This window comes from Maricaulis virginensis, from assembly GCF_027922185.1.
Lineage (GTDB): Bacteria > Pseudomonadota > Alphaproteobacteria > Caulobacterales > Maricaulaceae > Maricaulis > Maricaulis virginensis.
In genome coordinates this window covers 39,099-64,082 of the sequence record NZ_BSFE01000004.1, presented here as the reverse complement: position 1 = coordinate 64,082, position 24,984 = coordinate 39,099, and the positions used below count along the sequence as shown (strand labels likewise).

Sequence of the window (24,984 nt, the reverse complement as noted above, 5' to 3'; positions counted from 1 at the left end):
GGGATTTGATGAAGGACGAAACCCGGCTCACCCGGCTTGGACGGCCGCACGACGAACGCGGACAGGTCAATCCGTCCGTCGCCCGCGGCTCGACCATGCTCGCCCCGTCAGCGGCCGAGCTTTACGACTTCCCGCCGGGACGCGTGCATTATGGCCGGGTCGGTCTGGAAACCCACCAGGCCCTGCGCGGCGCGCTGACCGAGCTGCAGGGCGGTGCCGGCTGTGCCCTCACCTCCTCCGGCCTGATGGCCAACACGCTCTCCATCCTGGCCTCGGTCGAGGCCGGCGGGACCGTGCTCGCGGCCGACTGCATCTACGGGCCTGTGCGCAACTTCCTTCTGACCACCATGCCGAAATTCGGGGTGAAGACGGAATTCTTCGCGCCGCGCATGGGAGCCGAAATCGCCGATCTCATCACGGACGAGACCCAGGCCATCCTGCTGGAATCGCCCGGATCGCTGACGATGGAGATGCAGGACATTCCCGCCATCGCCAGGGTCGCGCGCGAGAAGGGCGTCATCACCATTATCGACGATACCTGGAGTGCCGGGCTGACCCTGAAGCCGCTGCAGCTGGGCGTCGATTATGCCGCCCAGGCACTGACCAAATATGTCGGCGGGCATTCCGATCTTCTCATGGGCGCCGTGGTGGCGCGCGACGAGGCGCTGTTTGCGCGCCTGCAGGCCACCGAGCGCAGCTTCGGCTTCCACACCGCGCCCGACGACGTCTATCTCGCCCTGCGCGGCCTGCGGTCGATGGCCGTGCGGATGGAGCGCAGCTTTGCCTCCTCAATGGCGATCGCCGACTGGCTGAAATCCCGTCCGGAGACCGGCCGCATCCTGCACCCGGCCCATGCCGACCATCCCGACAACGCCTTGTTCCAGCGCGACTTTACCGGCGGCTGCGGCCTGTTCTCGGTGGAGTTTCCCGGCTGGGACATTCCGAAGAGCGAGCGCTTCCTCGATGCGCTCGACGTGTTCGGCATGGGCTTTTCCTGGGGCGGCTATGAGAGCCTGGCGATCCATTGCGACCCCCAGCTCAAGCGCACCAGGACCACGCACCGCCATGACGGCGCCCTGATCCGCTTCGCCATCGGCCTGGAAGCGCCGGAAGACCTCATCGCCGATCTGGAACGGGGCTTCGCCGCCGTCGCCTGATCCGGCACGAAAGGGACGTAGAGATGTGGCTTTTTCTTCTGTGGTGGCTGGTCGACGATCACATCGCGGCCGCGCTGGATGCACCCGGTGTCGGCGAATTGCCGATCTGGGTCCCCCTGATCATCGGCATCGCCTTTTCGGTGACCTTCTCCGCAAACGGCGGCGGCAAGGGCCGCTGCCGGGACTGACGGCACCGTCGGCCCGCTACATATCCAGCAGGCTGAGCATCAGATGGCCGGAAATCAGCTTGTATAAGAAGACGGTCCGATCGCCGCTGCCACCTGTCCCGGCTTCGCCCAGAAGCCGGATGAAGTTCGCGATCTGAAGCGCGTACAAGTCTTCCATCGCCGCGTGCATGGAGGGCGTGCGTCCGGCCAGAAGACCGATATTGAGATGGGCGCGCGTCGCCGCCTGTCCCTCTTCGAGATAGAATTCGGTCAATGTCTCCACCAGGCTGTTCATGTCCCAGGAAGCCGGGCCCACAGCGCTCCCGCTGTCCGCCAATGCGTGCTGCGCCCTCTCGATCAGGCGTTCGAGTGCCGCTTCGAAGATTTCGGTCTTGGATGCGAAGTAATAGGTCGTGGCCGACAGCGACAGACCGGCCTGGCGTGCCAGGCTGCGGTGGGACATCGCCCGCAGGCCGTCATCGGCGAGAAGATCGATCGCGGCATCCAGGATCTGCTCGCGCGGGGTCGTGACCGGGCCCTCAGCCACTGAAGGCGCCGGCCCGACGCCGGGCGTCCGGTGCCGGTGACGCGGCAAGCCCGGTCCTGTGAAAGCCTCTTCGAGTTCACGGTCGAGCGAAAACAGGTGATGGGCCCCATGCCCGCGAGCAGCATGGGTGAGCACGGCCCCCACGACCAAAGCAAAGGCGGTACGCGGCTCACGCGGCTGCCGCCCCTCCCCCAGACACCGCACGATCCGGCGCAGACTGGCCGCAAGACGCACGATGCGACGACGATAATCCGCATCGTCGAGTGCGAGGAAGGCGACTTCTAGGATCGCCAGGCCGTGCCCCTGGGGTCCCAGGGCCTGCATTGCCAGCTGAGCCCATATTCGCGGGCCGCTCGCCTCCTTTGGCGAATAGGCTGCCAGCTCTTCTGCCACAATACGGATCCGATTGCGGAAATCAGAGAGTACCCGGTCTGCCGCCGCAGCGCGCAGGGCTGCAATCGTGGGAAAGTGATATGCGGCGAGAGACTTCTGTACGCCGGTACGGGCCGACACCTGACCGAAGCTCACGGCGCCGGGCCCTGCATCCAGCCAGAGCGCTGCCGCGCAGTCGGCCAGCCGTCTGCGGACTGTATCAGGCGTGCTCGCAATGTCCGTCACATTCTTCCCCGTCCTGTTTGCTCCGTCATAGGCGGTTTCGGCAGAAAGAACAAACCGAATCCCGCTAACAACACCATCAAACTGAACGAACGTACCATTTATACCGTCACAACATCGTCACGCATATCTGTCATATCGCGCCTCATGAACGGCGACTCGATGCCATTGACGTAGATTTACTGAACATTCGTACCGGACTCGCTTGAGCCGGTGGCAAGTTGGGGATTGCACCATGAGAAAAACCGCCTTGATGCGCGCGGCCGCGTTCGCAGCCATCGCCGCCGCCAGCCTTCCACTGCCGGCAAACGCCCAGTTCGACGAGGCGTTGGAGGAGACCGATGCAGACGTCATCGTCGTCACCGCCCAGAAACGTGAGCAGCGCGCCCAGGACGTCGCCGCCAGCCTGGACGTCCTGACCGCCGCCGCTCTGGAGAATGCCCGCCTGCTGGACATCGCAGACCTGGCATCCGGCATCGCCGGGCTCGACATGGCCGAATTCGCCGATGGCCAGTATCGCCTCGCCTATCGCGGTATCGGTGCCACCGGCACATCGGACAACCAGAATTTCTCGACGGCCATCGATGGCGTCATCGCACCCTACAACAACACCTACCGCCTGCTGGACGTGGAGCGCGTGGAAGTCCTCAAGGGGCCGCAGGGCACACTGTACGGCCGCAACACCAATGCCGGCGTTGTCAGCATCGTCACGCGCGATGGCAGCGAGGGCGATGGTGGCTCAGTCACGGTTTATGGCGGCAGCGGAGAAACCTACGGCCTGCGTGCGGCGCTCGGCGGACCGCTGGAGGAAAGCAATCTCTTCTTCCGCCTCGCTGGCCGGTACGAACAGAGTGAGGGTTTCATCGAGAATACCGTGCTCGGTCTGGACGACGCGCATGCCACCGAGGATTTCACCCTGCGCGGAACGGCCGGCTGGGACAATGGAGGCTTGCGGATTGTGGGGCGGCTCACCTATGACCGCTATGACAACAATGCCGATAATCTCGTGCCGGTACAGACGCCGCGCGAAAGCATCGCGCCGGACCTGGGAACGGGCTACGGCCAGCTGGTCCTGCCGGTCGTGACAATCGAGGGCCCGCTCCTCGGCGCCGATTTCACCTCCATCACCGCCTATGCCAGCGCCGACCGCATCGCGCGCTTCTCGGCGGTGCTGTCTCCGGTCCTTCTGGGCCAGGAGGACAGGTTCGACAGCTTTTCCCAGGAATTCCGTCTCGCCGGCGATGCGCCGCTCTTCGGCCATGCGTCGAGCTGGGTCGCCGGCCTCTACCTCCTGGACGAGCGCCACGCCTTCCGCAGCACGACTCTCTTCACACCGCTCAACCTGCTTCTGCTCGACCAGTCCCAGCGGCAGTCGACCCGCGCCATCGCCCTGTTCGGTGAGGCCGAGACGGAGCTGTCGCAGGACTGGACACTGACCACGGGCCTGCGTCTGGCCTTCGAAGACCAGGAAGCAGACTATCGCGTTGCCGCGGGCGCCCCTCTGCAGTCGCACTCCGACGACTACACCTCGCTCCAGCCCAAACTGGTGCTCGCCTGGCGGCCGCAAGACGACATGCAGATCTACGGCTCGGTCACGCGCGGCTTCCGGGCCGGCTCGATCTTCATCTCGAACCCGGGCGATCCGGGCTATGACCAGGAAGACGTCTGGCAGTACGAGCTCGGACTGAAGGGCGTATTTCTGGACGGCGCGCTCGAGATCGATGCCGCGGCCTTCTACATCGACTGGACCGACATGCAGATCCAGCGCAGCGTCGTCCTGTCCACCTCGCCTTTCCAGACAGGCACTGTGGTCGACAACGCCTCCAGCGCCCGCTCTGCCGGCTTTGAGCTGGGCGCCCGCTACTCCCCGGCAGACAGGCTGGAACTGTTTGCATCGGCAAGCCTGACCGATGCCGAGTACGAGGATTTCCGCACGTTTGACACGCTCGGCAACCCGCTGGACTACAGCGGCAACCGGATCGAACTGATCCCGGAAACCGCGCTGACCGCCGGGGCGGTTTACACGCACCCGTCGGGCGTCTTCGCGTCGATCGATGCCACACACTATGGCGAGATGGCCTATGACGCGGCCAATACGGACTTCCAGTCCGAATACACCACGCTCAACGCCACGCTGGCCTACGACGCCGAGGCATTCCGGATCGCCCTGAGCGGACGCAATCTGACGGATGAGGAATATTTCACCCGCGGTCTCGTGGTCGCCGGTGCCGGGACGTTCGGTTACCCGGCCGATCCGCGCACCGTCATGCTGGAAATCACAGCCCGCTTCGGCAGCGGCACCCGGCCGCGCTGAGGAGAAGGGCCATGATCAACCGACGCACACTGCTTCTCGCTCTGTCCGCAACGACGTTTGCGGCGACGGCCCGCCCGGCCTTTGCCGCACACGCCGTACCGCGCCGGCTCGCTCCGGATGTCTATCCCCAGGGCGTGGCCTCGGGCGACCCGACAGAGGATGGCGTGGTGTTGTGGACCCGCATGCTGCCGCCTGAAGCCGGCGGCGCTGCTGGCGGTCACCTGGAAGTCGCAACCGACGCAGGCTTTGCATCGCTCATTGTCGAGCGGGCAGTCGAGACCGGGCCCGACGCGGATTACACCGTTCGTGTCGTGGTCGACGGGCTGCAGCCGGGTCAGCGCCTTCACTACCGTTTCGTGCGCGACGACGGCGCGATGTCGCCAACGGGGATGTCACGCACAGCCCCGGCAGCAGACAGTGCCGAGGACGTACAATTCGCCTTTGCATCGTGCCAGAATTTCCAGACCGGCCATTATCACGCCTACCGCCACCTGCTCACCCGGGGGGAGGACGGCGCCGATCTGGATTTCGTGCTTTTCCTCGGCGACTTCATCTATGAGCAGATCTTCGCCATGAGCGGGCTCGCCCGCGATCTCGCCTGGCCGGAAACGGACGGCGCGCGCGCCGATCATGCCGTCACGCTTGACGATTATCGCCATCTGTATCGCACCTATCTGTCGGATCCGTGGCTGCAGCGCACCCGGGGGCGCTGGCCTTTCCTGTCGATCTGGGACGACCATGAATTCTCCAACAATTCCTGGCAGTCCGTCTCGACCTATGACCCCGCCGGCACGCCAGCGCAGGAACGAAAGATGGCCGCGAACCAGGCCTGGTTCGAATACATTCCGGCGCGCCTGTCAGGCCTTGCCGGAGACCAGTTCGCCCGGGATTTCGAACTTGCCGATGTCGTGAATTCCGCGCTGGACACGCCGGAAGGTGCGGCGGCGAACGAGACTGCCACGCACAGCCTGGTCATTCCGCGGCGCCTGCGCTGGGGCGCACGGCTGGACCTGTTTCTGACCGACAGCCGGTCCTTCCGGTCGGAACATCCCATACCGCCCGAGCGCGCACTGGAGCTGTCCTTCCACCCCCACGCGATCCTTCCGGTCGAGGAGATCGCGCGCTGGGATGCCGGACGCGCGGCGGCGGATCCCGCCGTCGACCGGCCGGTCGGCACGATGTGGGGCGATACGCAGAAAGCCTGGCTGAAACGCTCGCTGAAACAGTCGGATGCCACATGGAAAGTCTGTGCCCTGTCGGTGCCCATGTCGCCGATGACACTGGATTACACCTTCGTGCGCCACGCGATCGAACCGGTCGAGACGGCGATGAATATCGATGCTTTCGACGGCTATCCCGCCGAACGTCTCGAATTCCTGCGCTACTTGCAGGCAGAGAACATCGAAAACGTCGTTTCGCTCACCGGCGACCATCACATGCATTTCTCCAGCGTGCTGGGCGAAGGGCTGGACTGCGGGCCGGCGTCCAACGAGTTTGCCGTGGCAGGGATATCCTCCACCAATTATTTCCGGGTCTTCGACCTGCATGTACGCCGGCTCTATCCGGACGGCATGATCCCGCGCCTGTTCTCCGATGCCGGGCCCGGCGGCGAGCGGGTGGCCTGGCTCAACTCGACCATCCTCTACGGACACGCCCGGACCGCCGGCTGGCTCGAGGCCGGCGCCCCCGATGCCGAGGCCCTGACAACAGCCGAGCTGCGCAATACCGGCCTTCGCTATCTGGACAGCGACGCCTACGGCGTCGCCCTTGCCAGGGCCACAGCCGACCGGTTCGACGTCGAATATCTTGTCTTCACACATGAAGACATGATGCGTCCGGCGCACGAGGGAGAACCGGCCATCGCGCCCGCGCGGCGCACGCGGATCACGGTGCCTTCCGGGCGTCCCGAACAGTCAGCCCCTGAATTCATCGGCGGTGCGCCCTTCCCCTACACCGCAGACTAGACCCACGCGACATCGATACGAAAAGCGCCCCGGACATGCTGGCGGGGCGCTCTTCATTGCGAGTTGCCGGACGATCCGGCCAGGCTCTGCCGGGACAGTTCGGGTTGTGAACAGGAAAAAGTGGCACGCCTTGAAGGAGCTATTTCGAACCCGAAGGGTTCGCAAGCGCCACCGCGCGTCGGCCGGTCAGGCCGCCCTGTCGGAGACGTTCGCGAAGCGAACTGTCGTGAGATCAGAAAAATGGCGCCCCCGGCAGGACTCGAACCTGCAACCATCCGCTTAGAAGGCGGGCGCTCTATCCGGTTGAGCTACGGAGGCCAGACAGGCCCCGGTCTAGTGCGACCAGGGCTGTTTGCGATCGGCGGAGAAATTGTCGGCGTAGGACTTCTCGTACCGCTTGGGTTCGTGCGGCTCGACGACCTGGAAGGGGATGCCCTGGCGCTTGGCGTAGGCCACAGCGTCTTCCTGGCTGTCGAACTTCAGGCGGATCTGGCTGCGCATGTCCGAGCTGGACGTCCAGCCCATCAGCGGATCGGGCTTTTTCGCCATCTCCGGCGAAAACTCGAGCACCCACTTCTTCGTCTTGCCGCGGCCCGACTGCATCGCATTGCGGGCCGGACGATAGATCCTCGCGAACATGCGCGTCTCCCATTTCAACCGCATGGACCGGCGAAAGCCGGTCAATGGTCGGGGCGGCAGGATTCGAACCTGCGACCCTCTGGTCCCAAACCAGATGCGCTACCAGGCTGCGCCACACCCCGAATATTGCCCTTATGTAAGCGCCCTCGCCTTTAGGCAAGCCTACTGCGCGTCTTCGGGCGTATCCTGTGCAGGCGTATCCGTATCCGCCTCGCCGGCGGCCTCGGCATCTGTATCTTCGGACGTTTCTTCAGCTGTTTCTTCCGCGGCCGGCGCCGCGTCGTCCTCACCCTCATCCACATTGCCGAAGAAGGCGTGGCGCACCGTGTCGCCCGGCCGGATGCCCAGCTCGAATGTACGGCCCGCCGGCAGTTCCAGCACGCCGGCAACCACGGCATCCGACGCCAGGCTGCGGCGCGAGCCGGCCTGGGCGTGGCCGACGATCTTCACGATTTCGCCGTCCGGCGCGATGAAGACCAGGTCGAGATCGATCAGCGTGTTTTCCATCCACATCGCCGTGCGGCGGGGCGGAGAATAGTGGAACAGCATGCCGGCATCGGGATCCAGCGTCTCGCGCCACATCAGGCCGCGTTCCAGCTGTTCCGGCGTGGTCGCCAGCTCGGCCGTGAAGACATGCCGGCCATCGGCGCTGTCGATAATGACCGGCTCGGGCCCGTCAAACGCAATGGCGGACGCTTCCGCGGTGGGACCGGAAACGGTGGCGTCGGGCGTTGCGGCCGCCGGTTCGGCGTCCTGCGCCCAGGCCGGCGCGGAGAGGCCGACCAGAAGGGAAAGGATCAAGCTGCGCATGTGCCGGAAGCTAGCGGGCGTCTGCGTGTTGCGCAACGCCGGACAGACGCCGCGCCCGCCTCATCAGCAGCACGCCGCTCCGGGCCGGATCACCCGGCCGAAGCGGGACGGATTTCGGCAGCCAGTGCCCCTTTGGGGCCTTCAAGGCAACGCACCTCGAGAGAATCGCCCGGCGCAACATCCTCCAGACCGGCGCGCCGCAAGGTGGCCGCATGCAGGAAGACATCGCCCTCGATCTCCGCACAATTGACGAAACCGTACCCACGCAGCGGATCGAACCATTTCACCACGGCCTGGCAGAAGGGCGCGCTGGAAACGGCATAGGGATGAAAACGCCGCGGCCGTACCTCGGCCTGCGTGTCGCCGCCACTCATCTCGACCAGTTCGATGGCCTGACGCCCCTTGTCGCCGCGGACGGCCTTGCAGACCACCCTGGCGTTCGGCAGGGCCGGACCCTGTCCGAAACGGCGCAGACAGCTGGCGTGGAGCAGGATGTCCCCCTCGCCGTCGACCGCGTCAATGAACCCGTACCCGCGCGCGGGATCGTACCACTTAACGCGGCCCTCCAGTTGAAGCACTTCGGTGTCTTCAAAAACATCGTGAGCCAGAACCATGATATCGCTCGCTTAAACAACCCTCGAGTGAAGATTTGTACACAAATTCATGACTGAAGAGAAGACGAATCGGCCGATTGGTTGCGTTTTGCGACTTCGATATCTAGTCGCTGCGAGCTATTCGCAACGCAATTAACGCAATATGTTGGGGTTGAACTGATTTTCAATCACAACCTGATGCGGATTTCCTGTCTTTCTCGTAAGGTTCATTTTTCTCCTGAGAGGCGAGTTTCTGCGCGCGAATCCGGTTCGGGAATTCACACCACGCGCAAAAACCGCCGGTCCGGCGATCGGCGGTGGCAGAAAATCGTGGAAAACTCGAAACTTTCCCGGCGTCTCAGCCGAGTTCTTCGTGCAGCCGGTCGCTTTCGGCGAGACGCGCGACGGCGCGGGTCGAACGGTAGATGGCGCTGTTCGAACCGTGCTCGGAACATTCCACCGATTCCACCCAGCAGCGCCCGCCCGTGGCTTCCCGGACGATCTCGTCCGCCTTGTGGAAGGTCATCTCGGCCATGCGCTCGCAGCTCGTCCCCGGCACCACCCGGACGCGGGCAATGCCGCGCTCGCCCAGCGCTTCCAGCGCCGGACGCTCCGGATCGTCCTCAGCGACGAGAAGCGAGTGATCGAACATCTCGTGCAGCCAGTCGCGGATCTTTCCGAAACCGCCCTTGCCGAAATCGAGCACCCAGCCGCGCTTGTCGAGCTGTTCGGCGGCAAACACGAAGCGGAAACCGAAGGAGTAGCCGTGCAGGAGGCTGCAATCGCTGTCCGCCGCCCATTGCCGCGAGCAACAGGACAGGCCGCGCTCATTGCCATAGGTCTTGGTGGAAAGATGGGCCATTGCCTCACGCTCCCGACATCGCATCCGTGATCAAGGGGACAAACCTGCCCCACCCTCGCCGGCATACCCAGCGATCCTACCACGTCTGCACATGAGAAGGAGGAGATCGCGTGGCAGGCCCTAGGGGAATCGAACCCCTCTTTCCAGGTTGAAAACCTGGCGTCCTAACCGATAGACGAAGGGCCCGCGGCGATGAGGGCCGTCGTATAGAAAAGCCTGAGACGGCTTGCAAGCGGGAATTTCGCAAAAACGTCAGTCTTGCGCAGTTGCCAGATCGTCCAGTTGCAGCTGCACCCGCTTGCGGCCCTGCCAGGCATCGCACTTCACCCGGCCGACCGCATGCCACAGCCCCTCGCCCGCGCTCAGCAGTGCCTCACCCAGCGGGGTGTCGGCGGTGCGGAAACTGATCCCCTGCACGCTCGCGCCACTGAGATCCTGCAGCGAAAAGCGCACATGATCGGTGCCGACCCGCTTGGCGAAGCTCACCCGGACCCGGGACAGCGCGAAACGCGGTTCGGGATTGCCCTGACCGAAGGGACCGGCGCGCTCGAGCATCTCCGCAAGCTCGACGGTCACGCCGGAGGCCGCCAGCACACCATCCGCCTTGAGCGCCATGGCATCGCCGGCCTCTGCCAGTTCCGGCGCAAGACGCTCGTCCAGATAGGCGATAAGCGCATTGATCCGGTCGGCCTCCACCGTCAGACCGCCGGCCATGGCATGGCCGCCCCCGGCGAGCAGCAGCCCCTCATGGCGCGCCGCGGCAATGGCCCCGCCAAGATTGACGCCCGGCACGGAGCGCCCGGATCCCTTGCCCAGCGCCGTTTCACCCCGGCGGTCGATACCGATGACGATAACCGGTTTTGAAAACCGGTCCTTCAGGCGGCCGGCGACAACGCCGATCACGCCGGGATGCCAGCCCTCGCCCGACGCTACCAGAATCGCCCTGTCCGCGCCCTGACGCTCCAGCTGGGCCAGGGCCTCGTCCTGCACTGCGGCCTCGATGGAGCGGCGTTCGGCATTGAGCGCGTCGAGCTCGGCAGCGATCCGCGCGGCCTTCGCCGGATCGTCGGTGGTCAGCAGATGAGCGCCCAGATCGGAACGGCCGACCCGGCCACCGGCATTGATTCGCGGACCGATCAGGAAGCCGGCGTGATAGACGCTGGCCTCGCCGTCGATACCGGCCGCGTCGGCCAGGGCCTTGATACCCGGCTGCAGCCACTGGCTCATCACACGCAGTCCCTGCGCCACCAGCGCCCGGTTCAGCCCCTCCAGGGCCACGACGTCGCAGATCGTGCCCAGGGCGGCCAGATCCATCCATTGCATGATGTCCGGCTCGCCGGTCTCGCCGAATGCGCCGCGCCGCCGGCCTTCGCGATTGAGCGCCGCCAGCAGGACGAAAGTGACCCCGGCCGCCGCCAGGTGGCCGCATCCGGAGGTGTCGTCCGGCCGGTTCGGATTGACCAGCGCCGCGGCCGGCGGGAAATCGTCATCCATGAGGTGATGGTCGATGACGACGATATCGAGCCCGATCCCCGCCCCGTGCCGCAGGGCGTCATGCGCCGCGGCCCCGCAGTCCAGCGTCACCACCAGTTCGGCGCCGCGTTCGCGCAGGGTCTCGAAAGCCTTGGCAGACGGTCCGTAGCCTTCCTCGATCCGGTCGGGGATGTAGATGTCGGCGTCATGGCCGACATGGCGCAGCCAGCGCACCAGCTGGGCGGCGGACGTCGCACCGTCGACGTCATAGTCGGCAAAGACGGCAATGCGCCGGCCCGCCGCGACGGCGTCCCAGATCAGTCCGGCGGCCTTGTCCATGTCGGCGAGGGCCGAGGGGTCGGGAAAGACATCGCGCAGCCGCGGCGAAAGATAGCTTCCCGCCGCCTCCGGCGGCACGCCGCGCGCGGCAATGACCCGGGCCAGGGCATCGGGCAGGCCTTGCTGGCGGGCAATGGTGGTCACGGCCGCTTCATCGGCCTCGCGCAGGCGCCATTTGCGCCCGCTCAGCGAGTGCTCCACCCCCAGAAGGGCGCCGGTGTCCCGTGTCGTGACGTCTGTGACCATCCTCTGTCCGTGCTAACCCAGCGGCCGTGCCGACCGGATGCGGCGTACGGAATGATCGGCCGAATCGAGCAGCAGCGTATGCGTGTGAACCTGACCGCCCGAGGTGCGGACACCGTCGACCAGGTCGCCGTCTGTGACGCCGGTCGCGACGAAGAGGCAGTGGCTCGCCGCCAGCTCGGAAACATCATACTTGCGGTCGAGATCCGTAACGCCCACACGCGCTGCCCGGGCGCGCTCGTCATCATTGCGGAAGAACAGGCGCGCCTGCATCTGGCCGCCGATACACCGCAGGGCCGAGGCCGCCAGCACGCCCTCCGGTGCCCCGCCCTGACCGATATACATGTCGACACCGACACCGAGGCCCGCCGCGCCCATGGCGCCGGCCACATCGCCGTCCGGGATCAGGCGGACACGGCCGCCGACGGACTTCACGCCGTCGATGATGTGCTGGTGACGCTCGCGTTCCAGCACGCAGACCGTGATGTCGGACGGGGCGACGCCCTTGGCCTTGGCCAGGTTCTTCACATTCTCCGCCGCGCTGGCGTCCAGGTCGATAACGCCGGAGGGCAGGCCCGGACCGACGGCAATCTTGTCCATATAGGTGTCCGGCGCGTGCAGCAGGCCGCCGCGCAGCGCAAAGGAGACCACAGCCAGCGCATTGGCCTGGCCCTTGGCCGTCAGCGAGGTGCCTTCCAGCGGATCGAGCGCGATGTCGATCTCCGGGCCTTCACCGGTCCCGACCTCTTCACCGATATAGAGCATGGGCGCTTCGTCGCGCTCGCCCTCACCGATCACGATCCGGCCCTTCATCGGCATGGCGTTGAGTCCGTTGCGCAGGGCGTCGACGGCGGCCTGGTCGGCGGATTCCTTCTCGCCGCGACCGATCCAGTCGGACGCCGCAACGGCCGCAGCCTCGGCTGCACGCACCGCCTGCAGCGCCAGATTTGTCAGGGCACGGGTATCGCTCATTCTTCGTCTCCGGTCATCGCCCGGCACATACCGGGCACACATTGAGTTCAGCGTTGCGGGTTTTGTGGCGGCGTGGTGCGCGCCTGTCCCTCATTCACGAAATCGGACGCGCTGGACGGCGTGTCCTGCCCTTCGCGGTCTTCCGCCTCGGCATTCAGCTCGTCGCGGCGTTCGAGCAGCCGGCGTGCCTGGGCATCCATTTCTGCGCCTTCACCGCGCGGAAGCGTGCGGTCGGGCACGGTGCGCGGTGCGGCGCGGTCCTCCACACCGGCTTCGAGGCGCTCCTCGACCCAGTCGGGATGTGTGGCTTCCACATCCGGCATATCGACCGCTGCGCAGCCTCCCAGAAGGGCGGCAAGACCCGCGGTCGTGACAAAGCGATGCATGACAACTCCTCGCGCTGGACGCGCGACGCGCTTTCTATACGCTGATCGGTGTCAGAGTCACCTGCCGAAGACAAGGACAATCAATGCCGGGCAAGACGGAAAACGACGCGCAAGACCGCGACTCCAACCCCTGGGCCGGCATGACCGCAGCGGAATGGGAAGCGCTCGACGAAGTGTCGCGCAATCTCATGCAGGCTTCGCTGAAGTCGCAGAAACTCATGTCCGAGGCGATGCAGAAGGCGCTCGAGGGCGAAGCCGTCCTGCCCAAGGCCGATCCGTTCAACGCCGCGCCGGAATTCGGCGAGGTCTGGAATCACATCGTTCACCAGCCCGAACTGATGATGCAGGCCCAGGCCGACCTGATGAAGGGCTATCTCGATCTGTGGTCGAACACGACCAAGCGCTTCATGGCCGGCGAAGACGATGGCGGCGGCGCACCGGTCATCGAGCCGGAAAAGGGCGACAAGCGCTGGAAGAGCGAGGACTGGTCCACCAATCCGGTATTCAATGCCATCAAGCAGTCCTACCTGCTCAACCAGCATTTCCTGGTGGGGCTGGTGCGCAATGTCGAAGGGGTCGACGAGCGCACCCGGCGCAAGGTGGAATTCCTGACGCGGCAGATGACCGACGCCCTGTCGCCGACCAATTTCGCCCTGACCAATCCGGATGTGCTCCGCGAGACCATGGTCTCGCGCGGCGAAAATCTGACGCGCGGCCTGCAAAACCTTATGAATGATCTGGAAGCCGGTCACGGACGGCTGGCCCTGCGCCAGACCGATACCGCAGGCTTCGAGGTCGGCAAGGATCTCGCCACGGCGCCCGGCCAGGTGATCTTCCAGAACGATGTGATGGAGCTGATCCAGTACGCTCCCGCGACGGAGACGGTGAAGCAGCGGCCGCTGCTGATCGCGCCGCCCTGGATCAACAAGTTCTACATCATGGATCTGCGGGAAAAGAACTCGATGATCCGCTGGCTCACCGAGCAGGGCTTCACGGTGTTCCTGATCTCCTGGGTCAATCCGGGTCCGGAACTCAAGGACAAGACCTTCTCCGACTACATGCATGAAGGCCTGTTCGCGGCACTGCACGCGATCGAGGCGGCCACGGGCGAAACATCGGTGAATGCCGTGGGCTACTGCGTCGGCGGCACGCTGCTCGCCAGCGCCCTCGCCTGGCTGGAAGCCGAGGGCCAAGCCGACCGGATCGCGTCGGCAACCTTTTTCGCCGCCCAGACGGATTTCGAACAGGCCGGCGACCTCCTGCTGTTCATCGACGAGTACTGGCTCAAGGAGATCGAGCGCATCATGGACGCCCAGGGCGGCGTGCTGGACGGGCGCTCCATGGCCGACACGTTCAACCTCCTGCGCTCGAACGACCTGATCTGGTCCTTCGTGGTCAACAATTACCTGCTCGGACGCCAGCCGCAGGCCTTCGATCTGCTGTACTGGAATTCCGACCAGACCCGCATGCCCAAGGCGCTGCACCTGTGGTATCTGGACAATCTCTACCGCAACAATCGCCTGTCGCGCGGCGAGCTGGAGCTTGACGGCCACACGCTCGATCTCGGCGCGGTGAAGACGCCGGTCTACATGCAGGCCTCGCGCGAGGACCATATCGCGCCCTACCCGTCCGTCTATCGCGGCGCCAAACGCTTCGGCGGACCTGTCCGCTTCCTGCTGGCGGGGTCGGGACACATTGCCGGCGTGATCAACCATCCGGCCGCCGGCAAGTATCAGCACTGGACCAATGACAAGCTGCCCAAGACCGTCGAGGCCTGGATCAAGGGCGCCAAGGAGCATCCCGGGTCCTGGTGGGCCGACTGGCGCGACTGGCTCTATGAACGCTCCGGCGATGACGTGCCAGCCAGAACACCGGGCGACGGCAAGCTGAAACCGATCTGTCCGGCCCCGGGCCGCAATGTGCTGGTGCGCAGCGACACACCGCAGAAGACCGAGGCCTGACACGGCCTGCATTCCCGCCCGGGGTGAGCGCGCGTTTACGCAAACCCTGGGTTTTTCTTGCGCTGCAGCGTATCCTGGCTAGCCTCGACCGCGTACTGCCGCATAACCGGGAGATCGCCGTGCAGGATGCCGCTGCCAGCCGCGAACGCCACATGCTCGGCTTCTTCGTCGATGCCGGTGGCAAGCGGCGTTTCGACCGCTTTCACCTGCTTGCCCATGGCGACCGGTGGGACGGCGAGATCCTGCGCCTGACACCGGGCCGTTCCGACGCCGTCCCGATCGCTGTCACCGGCCGTGTCAACGGCGCGGAACTGGAACTCGATCTCGACCGCCGCGACCGCCGGCCCGCCGAGGCGCTGCGCGTCCGCGCGGAAACACCGGACATCGATGCCGGCTATATCGGCACGCTGGACATGCAGCAGCCGGGGGATGTCCGCACACGCACGGCCTATGTCCTGGAAGAGGCGCCCGCCGTCCGGCTGGACCCGAGCCCCACGCATGGCTGGGGCACTGTCGCGGTCGCCCCGCTGGCCCGGGGCGCCGAAGTCCTGCCGATCCGCGGTCCGTTCAGTGCGGTGCAGACCCCCTACTCCTTCCGGACATCCGACGGCCGCCATGTCGAGCCGACCGGCTATGGTCATTTCGTGAACCATGCCTGCGAGCCGAGCTGCGAGATCGTCTACCGGCCGGACGGGCGGCCGGTGCTTGTCGCGCGCCGCGACCTGCCGGCCGGAACCGAAATCACCTTCGACTACACGGCCACCGAGGGCAAACTGGCCAACAGCTTTGCCTGTCTTTGCCCCGCTGACGCGCATAAAATCTGAACAAAATCCTGAGATTGCAGCGCTCGGGCCTTGCCCCCGCCGCACCGCACTGCAAAGACTGCGGCCACACCGTTAACGCCGCGACGAGGACAGGACATGCTCGACACCCGATCGCTTGTCAGCGCCCTTGCGCTCATCCTGACGATCGGGATCCTGCTGCACTTCGTGAACTGGCGCATCCACCGCACCAGCGAGGGTGCGAAGTTCTGGTGTATCGGGCTGAGCGTCCAGACCGTCGGCCTTTTCCTGTCGGCCGCCTTCAATGTCGGTCCGGACACCGACCCGGTCTTCCTCTTTTTCATGAACATGATGGTGAGTTCCGGCCACGTCCTGATGCTGTTCGGAACCGCCTCCTTTGCCGAACGCCCCTTCCGGCCGTACGTCTATGCCGGCCTCGCCGGTGTCATGGCCCTGGGCTATGGCTGGTTCTGCCTGGTCGACACGAATGTGATCGGCCGTGTCCTGACGCTCGCGAGCGTCCTGATCGCGACCAATATGCTCAGCCTTACCCGGCTGTGGACGATCGCCCGCCGCGACGGTCCGGCCGGCGCCGTGGTACTCGGCGCCGCAATGGTCGCCACGATCCTGGTCTCGGCCGCCCTGTTCGTTCTGCAGCTGACCAATGGCGGGGCGGTCCAGAACGTCTATGACGGCGACAACCCGCTCCTGCCCGTCGCCGTGATGACGCTGATCGCCTTCGAGACGACGACGATTTTCGGCTATCTGCTGTTGAGCGCCGGCTATTCCCAGGCCCGGCTGAGCGAGATGGCGCTGACCGACCCGCTGACCGCGCTGGCCAATCGCCGCGCCTTTGATCGCGAGATCGTGCGGCGGCTGGCAACCTCAACGGCACCGGATCGCCAGATCGCCCTGATCCTGTTCGATATCGACCGTTTCAAGCAGGTCAACGACACGCATGGCCATGATGTCGGCGACCGGGTTCTGCAGCATATCGCCACGATTGCCCGCTCGGTCTCCCGGCGGCGCGATGTGCTGGCCCGCATCGGCGGCGAGGAGTTCGCCATCATCGTCGACGAACGCGACAGCGAGGCCCTGGAGCCCCTGGCGGGCCGCCTGCGCTCGGCCGTGGAGGCAGCGCCGGCGCGGGTCGAGGGACTGCATGTCCCGGTCACGGTCTCGGCGGGCTGTGCCCGCGCGGTCTGCCGCGATGCGGGCGATGTGGAAAAGCTGTTCCGCGCCGCCGACACAGCGCTCTACGCCGCAAAGTCAAACGGCCGCAACCGGGTGGAAATGGCTGCTGCCTCTGCCGGCGAAGCCTAACGCTCGAAGCGGACACGCACCGGCGCGCGACGTCCGGGCCCCTGCATCGCGGTGCGGACATGGGACTGGAAGCGCAGATTGGTCATCATCACCTGGTCGTCGAAGGCTTCGGCGAGGAGATCATTGTCGACGATGAAGCTTTCGGTTTCCGCCGGCTGCGGTGCGATGAAATAGATCCAGGCAAACTCGCCATCGACCTCGGCGCCGACATAGTTCAACTCGAACAGGTCGCCCTCACCATCCGCCATGCGGAAACGCTCACCGGCATAGGCGCCGACCGTTTCCAGCCCGGCTTCGGTCTCGAGGAATTGCGCCGCATCCTGTTCATCGCGATCGAGCGCGGTCAGGAGGTCGTGGGCGAAGAGCCGGTGCACGATCTCCATCTCGCCGGTGCGCGGATTGACGGCGATCTCGGTGACACCGGCATGGACGCGATGGGCACTGGCCGGCGCTGCCACAAGCAGAACACCGGCCAGGCCCGTCAGAAGTGTGCGAAGCCGCAGCATTCGCGCAGGTCCTTCCTATTGCGGACGCGTACGGATCGAGTCGCGCGTCACGCGCTGATCCATGTCGTCCATCATCGTGTCATTGTCCGAGGACGAACGATAGACTTCCAGCCGGGTCGGCTCGATGCGCGGCGGGAAGAAATTGTCGGACCGGTCCGCATCGGCGGTTTCGTGCAGCGGATCGAGTTCCACCGAAACGACCTCACGATCGGTCATATAGGTCCAGGTGACATTGTCCGGATTGTAGCGCCAGACCTCGGCCGGGATCCGCACGATCTCGCTGCCGCCGTCCGCGAAGGTGAATTCGAGGATGATCGGCATCACCACACCGCCCTGGTTGGTGAAGTCGAGATAGTAGATGCGCTCGTCGCTGTCGACGATTGCGGCTTCCCAGTCCTCCAGCTCCTCGCGGAAACTGTCATAGGCCTCGCGTTCGCGATTGGTCACCGTGTGCTCGTCATTGCGCGAGTAGAAGTCGACCACTTCCGGATTGCGTTCCTCGTAATAGGCGATGCCTGCCTCGCGATTGCCGGCCTGGGTCAGGCTTTCCGGATCGGCGTCGTCCTCGGCGCGCTCGCGGGCATTCTCGATCTCCGGATTTTCCGTGTTGAACGTGCCCTCGATCACCCGGTCGAGCGAGATGTCGACATGGTCGGTCGAGTAGAACCAGCCGCGCCAGAACCAGTCGAGATCGACACCGGACACCTCTTCCATCGTGCGGAAGAAATCATACGGCGTCGGCCGGCGGAACCGCCAGCGATTGGCATAGGTGCGGAAGGCTTCGTCGAACAGTTCGCGGCCCAGGATCGTCTCGCGCAGCACGACGAGCGCCGTCGCCGGCTTGCCATAGGCATTGCTGCCGAACTGCAGCACCGAGTCCGACTGCGTCATGATCGGCATCTGGTTGGTCGACACCATGTAGTCCGCGATCAGGTCCGGATCGCCGCGGCGGGACGGGAAGTCCTCTTCCCACTGACGCTCGGCCTGGAATTGCAGGAAGGTGTTGATGCCCTCATCCATCCAGGTCCACTGACGCTCGTCGGAATTGACCGTCATCGGGAAATAGATGTGGCCGATCTCGTGGATGATCACGCCGATCAGCCCGCGCTTGGCGCTGCGCGAATAGGTCAGATTGCCGTCATCATCGACCACCGGGCGGCCATAGGTGCCGCCGTTGAAGGTGATCATCGGATACTCCATCCCGCCCTGCGGGCCGGCGATCGATTGCGCCACCGGATAGGGATAGGGGAAGGAGAAGGAGGAGTAGACGTCCAGCGTGTGCTCGACGGCACGGGTCGAGAAGGCCGACCACAGCGGCTCGCTCTCATTGGGGTAGAAGGACATCGCCATGACGAGCTCGGGCGCCGCGCCCTCGCCGTCCTGTTCGACGCCGACCGCGTCCCAGATGAATTTGCGCGAACCGGCCCAGGCAAAATCGCGGACATTCTCGGCACGGAATTCCCAGGTGGCTTCGGACCGCGTGCCCCGGCGCTCATTGGCGCGGGCTTCGGACGGCGTCACGATGAAGACCGGCTCTTCGGAGGTCCGGGCTTCTTCCAGACGGTCACGCTGGGCCTGATTGAGGACATCTTCGGGGTTCTGCAGCACACCGGTCGCGGAGACGATGAAGTCCTGCGGCACGGTGATGGACACGTCGTAATCGCCGAATTCCAGGGTGAACTCGCCGCGGCCGAGGAAGGCCTTGTTGTGCCAGCCCTCATAATCGGAGAAGGCTGCTGCACGCGGGAACCATTGCGCGATCTGGTAGATACAGTCGCCGCCGGTATCCTCGGTTTCCTCAAAGCATTCCCAGCCAGCTCGGCCGCCGATCACGCCGGTCTCGATCAGGCGATAATCCCACTCGATGTTCAGCACGACGCTTTCGCCGGTCTCCAGCGTATCGTCGAGATCGATCCGCATCAGCGTGTCGACAATGGTGAAATCCACCGGATTGCCGTCGGCATCGGTCACGGCCGTGATGTTGTGGCCATAGCCGTCATCGGCGATCTGCTGGCGCCGGCGCACGGCAGAGGCAGAAATACCTTCCGGATTGGAGCCGCCCACCCGGCCGGACGAGCGGCCGCCATCGCCGACCGTCTCGGTCATCACCGCGATGGAGTCGGGGCGGAAACGGTTCTGGTCGAGCTGGAACCACAGGAAGTCCAGCGGATCCGGCGCATTGTTGGTGTAGGTAACCGTCTCGGAGCCGTAGAGATGCTTCTCTTCCTCATCGAGACGGATATCGATGTCGTAATCGACATCCTGTTGCCAGTAGTCCGGCCCCGGCGCGCCGGTGGCGCGGCGTTCGCGGTTCGGCGACGGCCAATCCTCGTCCTCGAGCTGGCGGAAGGCATCGCGCCAATTGTTCGTGGTCTGCTGAATCGGCTGGGCGGCCGCAACGTTGAACGTCGCGGCCGCTGTCGCCATGGCAATAAGACTGAAGTTACGCATATCCCAGGTTCCCCATACCCCTAAAACGGGCTCTCTTCGGGAACTCATGTAGCGTCTGCCCGGGACCGCGTCACCCCGCGGTTACGGTTTTGTCATCTTCCGGACTGAATGCCGCAGCCGGAGCTGTATGGCCGTTGTCCCGGCCCAGCGACATCAGCCAGGCGCCCAGGCCGATAAACATCAGGAAGAGACCGACCAGCGCACCCAGTACAGGCACAGCGCCCAGCGCGGCAGAAACCGCCAGCACCAGCATCAGGGACAGAAGGCGCATACCCATGCCCAGGGACTGTTCCGGCTTGCGGTTGAACACCAGGTCGCCGACTGCCAGTGCGCCCAGCGCCAGGCACAGCAGCAGGAAGGGCCAGAACAGCAGCCACATGATCGGGATCAGCAACACGCCGATCACGGTGATCGCCAGCAGCACCGTCATGATGATCAGGAAGACAGGCGACAGGGCGAAGCTGATAAAGCCCAGGAAGCCGGAGAGCACGGGTTTGCGGCGGAAGGTGCGGGCCACCCGGGCGGTGCCGCGCGGTGTCATCAGCACGGCCAGCGCACCCAGCAGAAGGGCGGCGCCCGGCACCGCCAGGCCCAGGAAGGCGAAGGGTGCACCGATGATCTCCCAGGGCCCCTCGATATCGATATCAATGTCGTCCCAGTGCTTCGCACCGAAGTTGAACGGCTCGTATTCATAGTCGACCGGGCCGATCTGGGCGCCGGCAGCCACGACGGGCTGGGACGGGCCGCGCACGGAGATCTCGCCGGTCACCCGGGCCGAGTCGAGGATGTAGATTTCCTCGGCCAGGATCTCGACATCGCCGTCTATCAGGCCGGACAGCGTGACTTCGGAGCCTTCGATATCCACGTCGCCTCGGACGGTACCGGCAATCTCGATCTCGCCGCCCGCGACCTCCAGACCGTCGGCGAAGACAGCGTCGCTGTGCACGCCGACATATCCGCCAGCCAGCTGGACCATATCGCCAACGGTCGCCTCGATCTCGACATTGCCGCCGGCTGCAGCGAGTTCGCCGCCGATCGTGCCGCCGATACGGACATCGCCACCGGCTGCGCTGACATCGCCGGCGACATTGGCGTCGATTTCGACATCGCCACCGGCAATCTCGATATCTTCGCCGACAGAGCCGCGAATGTAGACGTCACCGCCGAAGAAGTGGATCGAGCCGGTAACGTCGGCATCGATCTCGCCCTCGCCGGCAATCGCGGAAATATCGCCCTGGACATTGCCGCGGACCGTCATGTCGCCGCCGAGGAAGACGACGTCATTGCCGCTGCCGTCGATCTCGACTTCGCCGCCGATCACCTGGGCACCCGCGGCGCCCGTCATTGCGGTGATGGCCAGCCCCAGGGCCATGATTGTGTGCTTGATGCTCATAACTCTCTCCCTGCGCCCCCCGGCAGTCAGGTCGGTTGTTGAAATGAATTCCGGTCCCTACCGGTTTCAGTTGTCGATCAGGTCTTCGCAGTCGCGGCGGTCGCGCGGGGTGAAGACAAGGTCATCCACACGGGCGCCCGACTCGACCACCGGCTGATGCTCGGCGAAGACTTCAAAGTGGCCATCGATGCGGGCCGTCGACGCGATGGTCACACGGATGCCGCAGACCTGGCCGCCATCATGGACGCGGGCACCGATCTCGATATCGCCCTCATCGTCATAATCGCGATTGCGGCGCATCTCGTTGATCGCAACGAGTTCGAGCGGGCCATGGACCTCGCCATTGATCGTCATCGAGCCGGCATGCGCCGACAGGCCGTCCCGGAAGGTCGCATCGACCTCCATGTTACCGGACGCCAGGCTGGCCGGACCGGCAATATGGCCGTGCACCGTCAGATTGCCTGCCGCGATCGAGAGCTCGTCACCGGCCTCGCCGTTCCAGCTCACATCGCCGCCGGCAATGGAAACCTCGCCATCGACCTTGCCGGTGAAATTCACGTCACCCGCCGCGATGGAGACCTCGCCGCCGACTTCGAGACCGTCGGCATCGACATCGCCGGAGACCAGGCTGAGATCGCCGCCCAGACGGCCGCGCAGGTTCAGATCGCCGCTCAGGCGGCTGTAATCGCCGTCCCGGTCGAGCACGATATAGCCGTCGGCGGACCGGTGCTGGCGCATCATCTTGGCGCCATCGCCTTCATCGGCGACGACAATAACGCAGCCCGACGTCATCAGTGCGGTTGTCAGGGCCGTGGCAGCAAGCCAGAGCTTGGTCATTCAACTCTCCCATAACGTCCCGGACCTCCTGCCACCTGGCGTTCTGGAAATCCGGGTCTACGCTCCCCAGCGTTGATTCAGACCATACATTATCGAAAAACGATATCAAGGATATTTTTCCGTTTTTCGATAAATATTTTTTGAATTACGAGATGCCGCCCGCTGAAAGGACGCCCGCACGCAGCCCGCCCCTTCCCTACGCGTCAAGCGCAGCTAAAATCATCTCCAATACACGGCGCCTGCACGTATGGGCGTACACGGGAGGATTACATGGCTGACACTCCGGCCGCCGGGCTCGCCCCGGAAACCGGTGCGCAGGGCGCAACCGGGCAGGTCTACACCGGACAGGTCTACAAAGGCGCCTATCTCGATCCGGCGCGAATCCGCAAGCCGGTCTTCAAGTCGCTGATCGAATCGAGAAACCGTTATGGCGGCAAGAAGCTCGCCGCCGTCGATGCCGACGGCCGCGAGCTGACCTACAACGATCTGGTGAAAGCCTCCTTCGCTCTGGGCCATGCCCTCAAGGCGGGCACCGAAAAGGGCGAGGCCGTCGGTGTGCTCCTGCCCACCGGTGCAGGTGCCATCATCTCCTTCTTCGCGATCTCGGCCTATGGCCGCGTCCCGGCCATGCTCAACTTCACCGCCGGCGAACGCGCGCTGAAGGCGGCCTGCCAGGCCTGCAAGGCGAAGCGCATCGTCACTGCGCACCGCTTCATCGAGTTGGGCGAGCTGCAGGATCTCGAGGCCGAGCTGAAGAAGGATCACGAGCTGATCTATCTGGAGGATGTGCGCGAGAACCTGTCGCTGGGCGACAAGCTTGCCGCTGCCGTCGGGATGGTGATGCCGTCCCTGGTGCGGGCGCATCCCGATCCGGACAGCCCGGCCGTCTACCTCTTCACTTCGGGTACGGAGGGCGACCCCAAAGGCGTCGTGCTGAGCCATGCCAACCTGCTGGCGAATGTCGAGCAGGTGCGCGATCACATCAAGATCTACCCGACCGATCTGGTGTTCAATCCGCTGCCGACCTTCCACTGTTTCGGACTGACCGGCGGCGTGCTGGTGCCGCTCGGCCTCGGCGTGCCGGCGATCTGCCACCCCACGCCGCTGCAGGCCAAGACCATCGTCAAGCGGATCGCCGAGACGAAGGCGACCATCCTGTTCGCCACCGACACCTTCATGAACCAGTATGCCCGCGCCGCCGATCCGGACGATCTGTCATCGCTGCGCTTTGCGGTGTGCGGTGCGGAACGGGTGAAGGACGAGACACGCTCGGCCCTGCGCCGGCGCTTCAATGTCGAGATCGTCGAGGGCTATGGCCTCACCGAGGCCGCGCCTGTCCTGTCGGTCAACCAGCCGGAAAACAACCGCCCGGGCACGGTCGGCCAGCTGCTGCCGGGCTGCGAGGCGCGTCTGGTGCCGGTCGAGGGGATCGATGATGGCGGTCAGCTGCATATTCGCGGCCCCAATATCATGAAGGGCTATATCCGCCCCTCCGCCCCGCTGCAGCTGGAGGCGCCCGAGGGCGGCTGGCACGATACCGGCGATATCGTCTCGATCGACGAGGACGGTTTCATCCGCATCCGCGGCCGGGTGAAGCGCTTTGCCAAGCTGGGCGGGGAGATGGTCTCCCTCGCCGTGGTGGAGAACTGCGCCACCTCGCTCTGGCCGGACAGCATGCACGCCGCTGCCGCCATTCCGGACAAGCGCAAGGGCGAACAGGTCATCCTGCTCACCGACGATGCCAAGGCCGACCGGGCCGACCTCGTGGCCTTCGCCCGCAATCACGGCATCTCCGAACTGGCGATCCCGCGCAAGATCATCCACGTCGAATCGATCCCGGTGCTGGGCACCGGCAAGACCGATTACGGCACCGTCCAGAAGACGGTGGAGGCGTTGATGGCCGACGAGCTGAAGCCGGCAGCCACCGAACCCGCAGAATAGCCGGTCAGAGATCCTCGCAATCGCGGCGGCCGAGGGCTTCCCACTCGAAGCCTTCGCCGTCCGGTCGCGTATGGGAGATCACCAGGAAACCGCCTTCCAGCCGGGCACCGGAGCGCAGCTCGACTTCCGCGGCGCAGATCAGGCCGCCCTGCCCCAGACGCCCGAAAATCTCGACCCGGCCATCGCCATCGTCGCGGCCATGGCCGCGCACGGTCACCGGCCCGTCGACATCGGCGCGCAGCACCATGTGCCCGCCATCCATCTCCAGCGATCCGTGCAGATGACCGTCCAGCGTGACCCGGCCGGCCGCGATTTCGGTATTGCCGGCAATGCGCGCATCGATGTCGGCCGTGCCGGCCGAGATTTCCGCATCCCCGCCGACTTCGCCGGTGAACCGTACCCGCCCGCCGGAGGCTTCCAGATCGCGCCCGACGATCATGTTCGAGCGCACCGTCGCACCGGACAGTTCCAGATCCCGGCCGACGCGGCCATCGGCACCGACGAACATGCCGGAGAATTCGGCATCGCCGGGCACGTCGACATTGCGCGAGGCCACCAGGCCGGCGGCATCGACCGAGCGATCCTCCCCCCTGCCGCGGACATCATAGGTACAGGCCGACAGAGCTGTCGCAGCCGCGGCGCAGAACAGGAAAGACTTCAGCATGGCATCCTCACGAAATCGGTTTTCGATCCCATGATGCCCGGCACA

Annotated in this window: 21 protein-coding genes and 3 tRNA genes; 8 read left to right on the top strand and 16 right to left on the bottom strand. The window is 65.0% G+C overall.

Annotated features, from left to right (window positions below; translation table 11 throughout):
- Nucleotides 1-8: 8 nt before the first annotated feature.
- Nucleotides 9-1,157, top strand: coding sequence for a cystathionine beta-lyase (gene metC, locus PKE71_RS08700; protein WP_271186573.1), 1,149 nt, complete (start codon nucleotides 9-11; stop codon nucleotides 1,155-1,157).
- Between the two features lie 23 nt (nucleotides 1,158-1,180).
- Nucleotides 1,181-1,345: a hypothetical protein gene (locus tag PKE71_RS08695; RefSeq protein WP_271186572.1), complete on the top strand. Its 165-nt coding sequence runs from the start codon at nucleotides 1,181-1,183 to the stop codon at nucleotides 1,343-1,345.
- A 16-nt stretch (nucleotides 1,346-1,361) separates the two neighbouring features.
- Here PKE71_RS08695 and PKE71_RS08690 read toward each other — a convergent pair whose 3' ends face one another.
- A complete protein-coding gene (locus tag PKE71_RS08690; protein ID WP_271186571.1) occupies nucleotides 1,362-2,489 on the bottom strand; it encodes a TetR family transcriptional regulator in 1,128 nt (375 codons plus the stop codon).
- Nucleotides 2,490-2,721: 232 nt separating this feature from the next.
- Between PKE71_RS08690 and PKE71_RS08685 the strand changes: the two genes are divergently transcribed.
- Entirely contained in the window at nucleotides 2,722-4,800 is a 2,079-nt protein-coding gene (locus PKE71_RS08685) for a TonB-dependent receptor (RefSeq protein WP_271186570.1), read from the top strand.
- 11 nt (nucleotides 4,801-4,811) lie between these two features.
- Nucleotides 4,812-6,764, top strand: coding sequence for an alkaline phosphatase D family protein (locus PKE71_RS08680; protein ID WP_271186569.1), 1,953 nt, complete (start codon nucleotides 4,812-4,814; stop codon nucleotides 6,762-6,764).
- A gap of 241 nt (nucleotides 6,765-7,005) precedes the next feature.
- On the opposite strand, the gene PKE71_RS08675 is transcribed toward PKE71_RS08680, so the two are convergent.
- The 10 genes from PKE71_RS08675 to PKE71_RS08630 form a co-directional block, all read right to left on the bottom strand.
- Nucleotides 7,006-7,082: transfer RNA gene (locus PKE71_RS08675), tRNA-Arg, on the bottom strand.
- A 15-nt stretch (nucleotides 7,083-7,097) separates the two neighbouring features.
- Nucleotides 7,098-7,403 carry an ETC complex I subunit gene (locus PKE71_RS08670; RefSeq protein WP_271186568.1) on the bottom strand — a complete coding sequence of 102 codons (306 nt, stop codon included), beginning with the start codon at nucleotides 7,401-7,403 and terminating at the stop codon, nucleotides 7,098-7,100.
- A gap of 45 nt (nucleotides 7,404-7,448) precedes the next feature.
- A tRNA-Pro gene (locus PKE71_RS08665) sits at nucleotides 7,449-7,525 on the bottom strand.
- A gap of 40 nt (nucleotides 7,526-7,565) precedes the next feature.
- Nucleotides 7,566-8,204 (bottom strand): DUF192 domain-containing protein, encoded by a 639-nt coding sequence (locus PKE71_RS08660; RefSeq protein WP_271186567.1) that lies wholly within the window; start codon nucleotides 8,202-8,204, stop codon nucleotides 7,566-7,568.
- A 98-nt stretch (nucleotides 8,205-8,302) separates the two neighbouring features.
- Nucleotides 8,303-8,827, bottom strand: a complete 525-nt coding sequence (locus PKE71_RS08655; protein WP_271186566.1) for a cold-shock protein — start codon at nucleotides 8,825-8,827, stop codon at nucleotides 8,303-8,305.
- A gap of 337 nt (nucleotides 8,828-9,164) precedes the next feature.
- A complete protein-coding gene (locus PKE71_RS08650; RefSeq protein ID WP_271186565.1) occupies nucleotides 9,165-9,668 on the bottom strand; it encodes a 6-pyruvoyl trahydropterin synthase family protein in 504 nt (167 codons plus the stop codon).
- A 111-nt stretch (nucleotides 9,669-9,779) separates the two neighbouring features.
- A tRNA-Glu gene (locus PKE71_RS08645) sits at nucleotides 9,780-9,854 on the bottom strand.
- A 66-nt stretch (nucleotides 9,855-9,920) separates the two neighbouring features.
- Nucleotides 9,921-11,726: a single-stranded-DNA-specific exonuclease RecJ gene (recJ, locus tag PKE71_RS08640; protein ID WP_271186564.1), complete on the bottom strand. Its 1,806-nt coding sequence runs from the start codon at nucleotides 11,724-11,726 to the stop codon at nucleotides 9,921-9,923.
- Between the two features lie 12 nt (nucleotides 11,727-11,738).
- Nucleotides 11,739-12,695 (bottom strand): class II fructose-bisphosphatase, encoded by a 957-nt coding sequence (gene glpX / locus PKE71_RS08635; protein WP_271186563.1) that lies wholly within the window; start codon nucleotides 12,693-12,695, stop codon nucleotides 11,739-11,741.
- Between the two features lie 47 nt (nucleotides 12,696-12,742).
- Entirely contained in the window at nucleotides 12,743-13,081 is a 339-nt protein-coding gene (locus PKE71_RS08630) for a hypothetical protein (RefSeq protein ID WP_271186562.1), read from the bottom strand.
- An 83-nt stretch (nucleotides 13,082-13,164) separates the two neighbouring features.
- On the opposite strand from PKE71_RS08630, the gene phaC reads away from it, so the two are divergent.
- The 3 genes from phaC (at nucleotide 13,165) to PKE71_RS08615 (ending at nucleotide 17,147) form a co-directional block, all read left to right on the top strand.
- Nucleotides 13,165-15,042, top strand: coding sequence for a class I poly(R)-hydroxyalkanoic acid synthase (gene phaC / locus PKE71_RS08625; RefSeq protein WP_271186561.1), 1,878 nt, complete (start codon nucleotides 13,165-13,167; stop codon nucleotides 15,040-15,042).
- 119 nt (nucleotides 15,043-15,161) lie between these two features.
- On the top strand, nucleotides 15,162-15,866 hold the full coding sequence (locus PKE71_RS08620) for an SET domain-containing protein-lysine N-methyltransferase (protein WP_271186560.1): 705 nt from the start codon (nucleotides 15,162-15,164) through the stop codon (nucleotides 15,864-15,866).
- Nucleotides 15,867-15,962: 96 nt separating this feature from the next.
- The gene (locus PKE71_RS08615) at nucleotides 15,963-17,147 is read left to right on the top strand and encodes a GGDEF domain-containing protein (RefSeq protein WP_271186559.1); all 1,185 of its coding nucleotides are present in this window, start codon (nucleotides 15,963-15,965) and stop codon (nucleotides 17,145-17,147) included.
- Here PKE71_RS08615 and PKE71_RS08610 read toward each other — a convergent pair.
- The 4 genes from PKE71_RS08610 to PKE71_RS08595 all read right to left on the bottom strand — a co-directional run bounded on the left by PKE71_RS08610 (nucleotide 17,144) and on the right by PKE71_RS08595 (nucleotide 22,334).
- A complete protein-coding gene (locus tag PKE71_RS08610; protein ID WP_271186558.1) occupies nucleotides 17,144-17,653 on the bottom strand; it encodes a DUF6702 family protein in 510 nt (169 codons plus the stop codon). The two genes, PKE71_RS08615 and PKE71_RS08610, sit on opposite strands and share 4 nt — an antisense overlap.
- A 15-nt stretch (nucleotides 17,654-17,668) precedes the next feature.
- Nucleotides 17,669-20,104 (bottom strand): M1 family metallopeptidase, encoded by a 2,436-nt coding sequence (locus PKE71_RS08605; RefSeq protein WP_271186557.1) that lies wholly within the window; start codon nucleotides 20,102-20,104, stop codon nucleotides 17,669-17,671.
- A 70-nt stretch (nucleotides 20,105-20,174) separates the two neighbouring features.
- Nucleotides 20,175-21,497: a hypothetical protein gene (locus tag PKE71_RS08600; protein ID WP_271186556.1), complete on the bottom strand. Its 1,323-nt coding sequence runs from the start codon at nucleotides 21,495-21,497 to the stop codon at nucleotides 20,175-20,177.
- 66 nt (nucleotides 21,498-21,563) lie between these two features.
- Nucleotides 21,564-22,334, bottom strand: a complete 771-nt coding sequence (locus PKE71_RS08595; RefSeq protein WP_271186555.1) for a hypothetical protein — start codon at nucleotides 22,332-22,334, stop codon at nucleotides 21,564-21,566.
- Nucleotides 22,335-22,604: 270 nt separating this feature from the next.
- Between PKE71_RS08595 and PKE71_RS08590 the strand changes: the two genes are divergently transcribed.
- On the top strand, nucleotides 22,605-24,275 hold the full coding sequence (locus tag PKE71_RS08590) for an AMP-binding protein (protein WP_271186554.1): 1,671 nt from the start codon (nucleotides 22,605-22,607) through the stop codon (nucleotides 24,273-24,275).
- A gap of 4 nt (nucleotides 24,276-24,279) precedes the next feature.
- Here the strand turns inward: PKE71_RS08590 and PKE71_RS08585 are convergent, their stop codons facing one another.
- Nucleotides 24,280-24,939, bottom strand: coding sequence for a hypothetical protein (locus PKE71_RS08585; RefSeq protein WP_271186553.1), 660 nt, complete (start codon nucleotides 24,937-24,939; stop codon nucleotides 24,280-24,282).
- Between the last annotated feature and the right edge of the window lie 45 nt (nucleotides 24,940-24,984).

Bases quoted from the DNA above. Each gene is read 5' to 3' on its own strand.
- metC (WP_271186573.1), top strand. From the start codon at position 9: ATGAAGGACGAAACCCGGCTCACCCGGCTTGGACGGCCGCACGACGAA.
- PKE71_RS08695 (WP_271186572.1), top strand. From the start codon at position 1,181: ATGTGGCTTTTTCTTCTGTGGTGGCTGGTCGACGATCACATCGCGGCC.
- PKE71_RS08685 (WP_271186570.1), top strand. From the start codon at position 2,722: ATGAGAAAAACCGCCTTGATGCGCGCGGCCGCGTTCGCAGCCATCGCC.
- PKE71_RS08680 (WP_271186569.1), top strand. From the start codon at position 4,812: ATGATCAACCGACGCACACTGCTTCTCGCTCTGTCCGCAACGACGTTT.
- PKE71_RS08670 (WP_271186568.1), bottom strand. From the start codon at position 7,403: ATGTTCGCGAGGATCTATCGTCCGGCCCGCAATGCGATGCAGTCGGGC.
- PKE71_RS08655 (WP_271186566.1), bottom strand. From the start codon at position 8,827: ATGGTTCTGGCTCACGATGTTTTTGAAGACACCGAAGTGCTTCAACTG.
- PKE71_RS08650 (WP_271186565.1), bottom strand. From the start codon at position 9,668: ATGGCCCATCTTTCCACCAAGACCTATGGCAATGAGCGCGGCCTGTCC.
- recJ (WP_271186564.1), bottom strand. From the start codon at position 11,726: ATGGTCACAGACGTCACGACACGGGACACCGGCGCCCTTCTGGGGGTG.
- glpX (WP_271186563.1), bottom strand. From the start codon at position 12,695: ATGAGCGATACCCGTGCCCTGACAAATCTGGCGCTGCAGGCGGTGCGT.
- PKE71_RS08630 (WP_271186562.1), bottom strand. From the start codon at position 13,081: ATGCATCGCTTTGTCACGACCGCGGGTCTTGCCGCCCTTCTGGGAGGC.
- phaC (WP_271186561.1), top strand. From the start codon at position 13,165: ATGCCGGGCAAGACGGAAAACGACGCGCAAGACCGCGACTCCAACCCC.
- PKE71_RS08615 (WP_271186559.1), top strand. From the start codon at position 15,963: ATGCTCGACACCCGATCGCTTGTCAGCGCCCTTGCGCTCATCCTGACG.
- PKE71_RS08610 (WP_271186558.1), bottom strand. From the start codon at position 17,653: ATGCTGCGGCTTCGCACACTTCTGACGGGCCTGGCCGGTGTTCTGCTT.
- PKE71_RS08605 (WP_271186557.1), bottom strand. From the start codon at position 20,104: ATGCGTAACTTCAGTCTTATTGCCATGGCGACAGCGGCCGCGACGTTC.
- PKE71_RS08600 (WP_271186556.1), bottom strand. From the start codon at position 21,497: ATGAGCATCAAGCACACAATCATGGCCCTGGGGCTGGCCATCACCGCA.
- PKE71_RS08595 (WP_271186555.1), bottom strand. From the start codon at position 22,334: ATGACCAAGCTCTGGCTTGCTGCCACGGCCCTGACAACCGCACTGATG.
- PKE71_RS08590 (WP_271186554.1), top strand. From the start codon at position 22,605: ATGGCTGACACTCCGGCCGCCGGGCTCGCCCCGGAAACCGGTGCGCAG.
- PKE71_RS08585 (WP_271186553.1), bottom strand. From the start codon at position 24,939: ATGCTGAAGTCTTTCCTGTTCTGCGCCGCGGCTGCGACAGCTCTGTCG.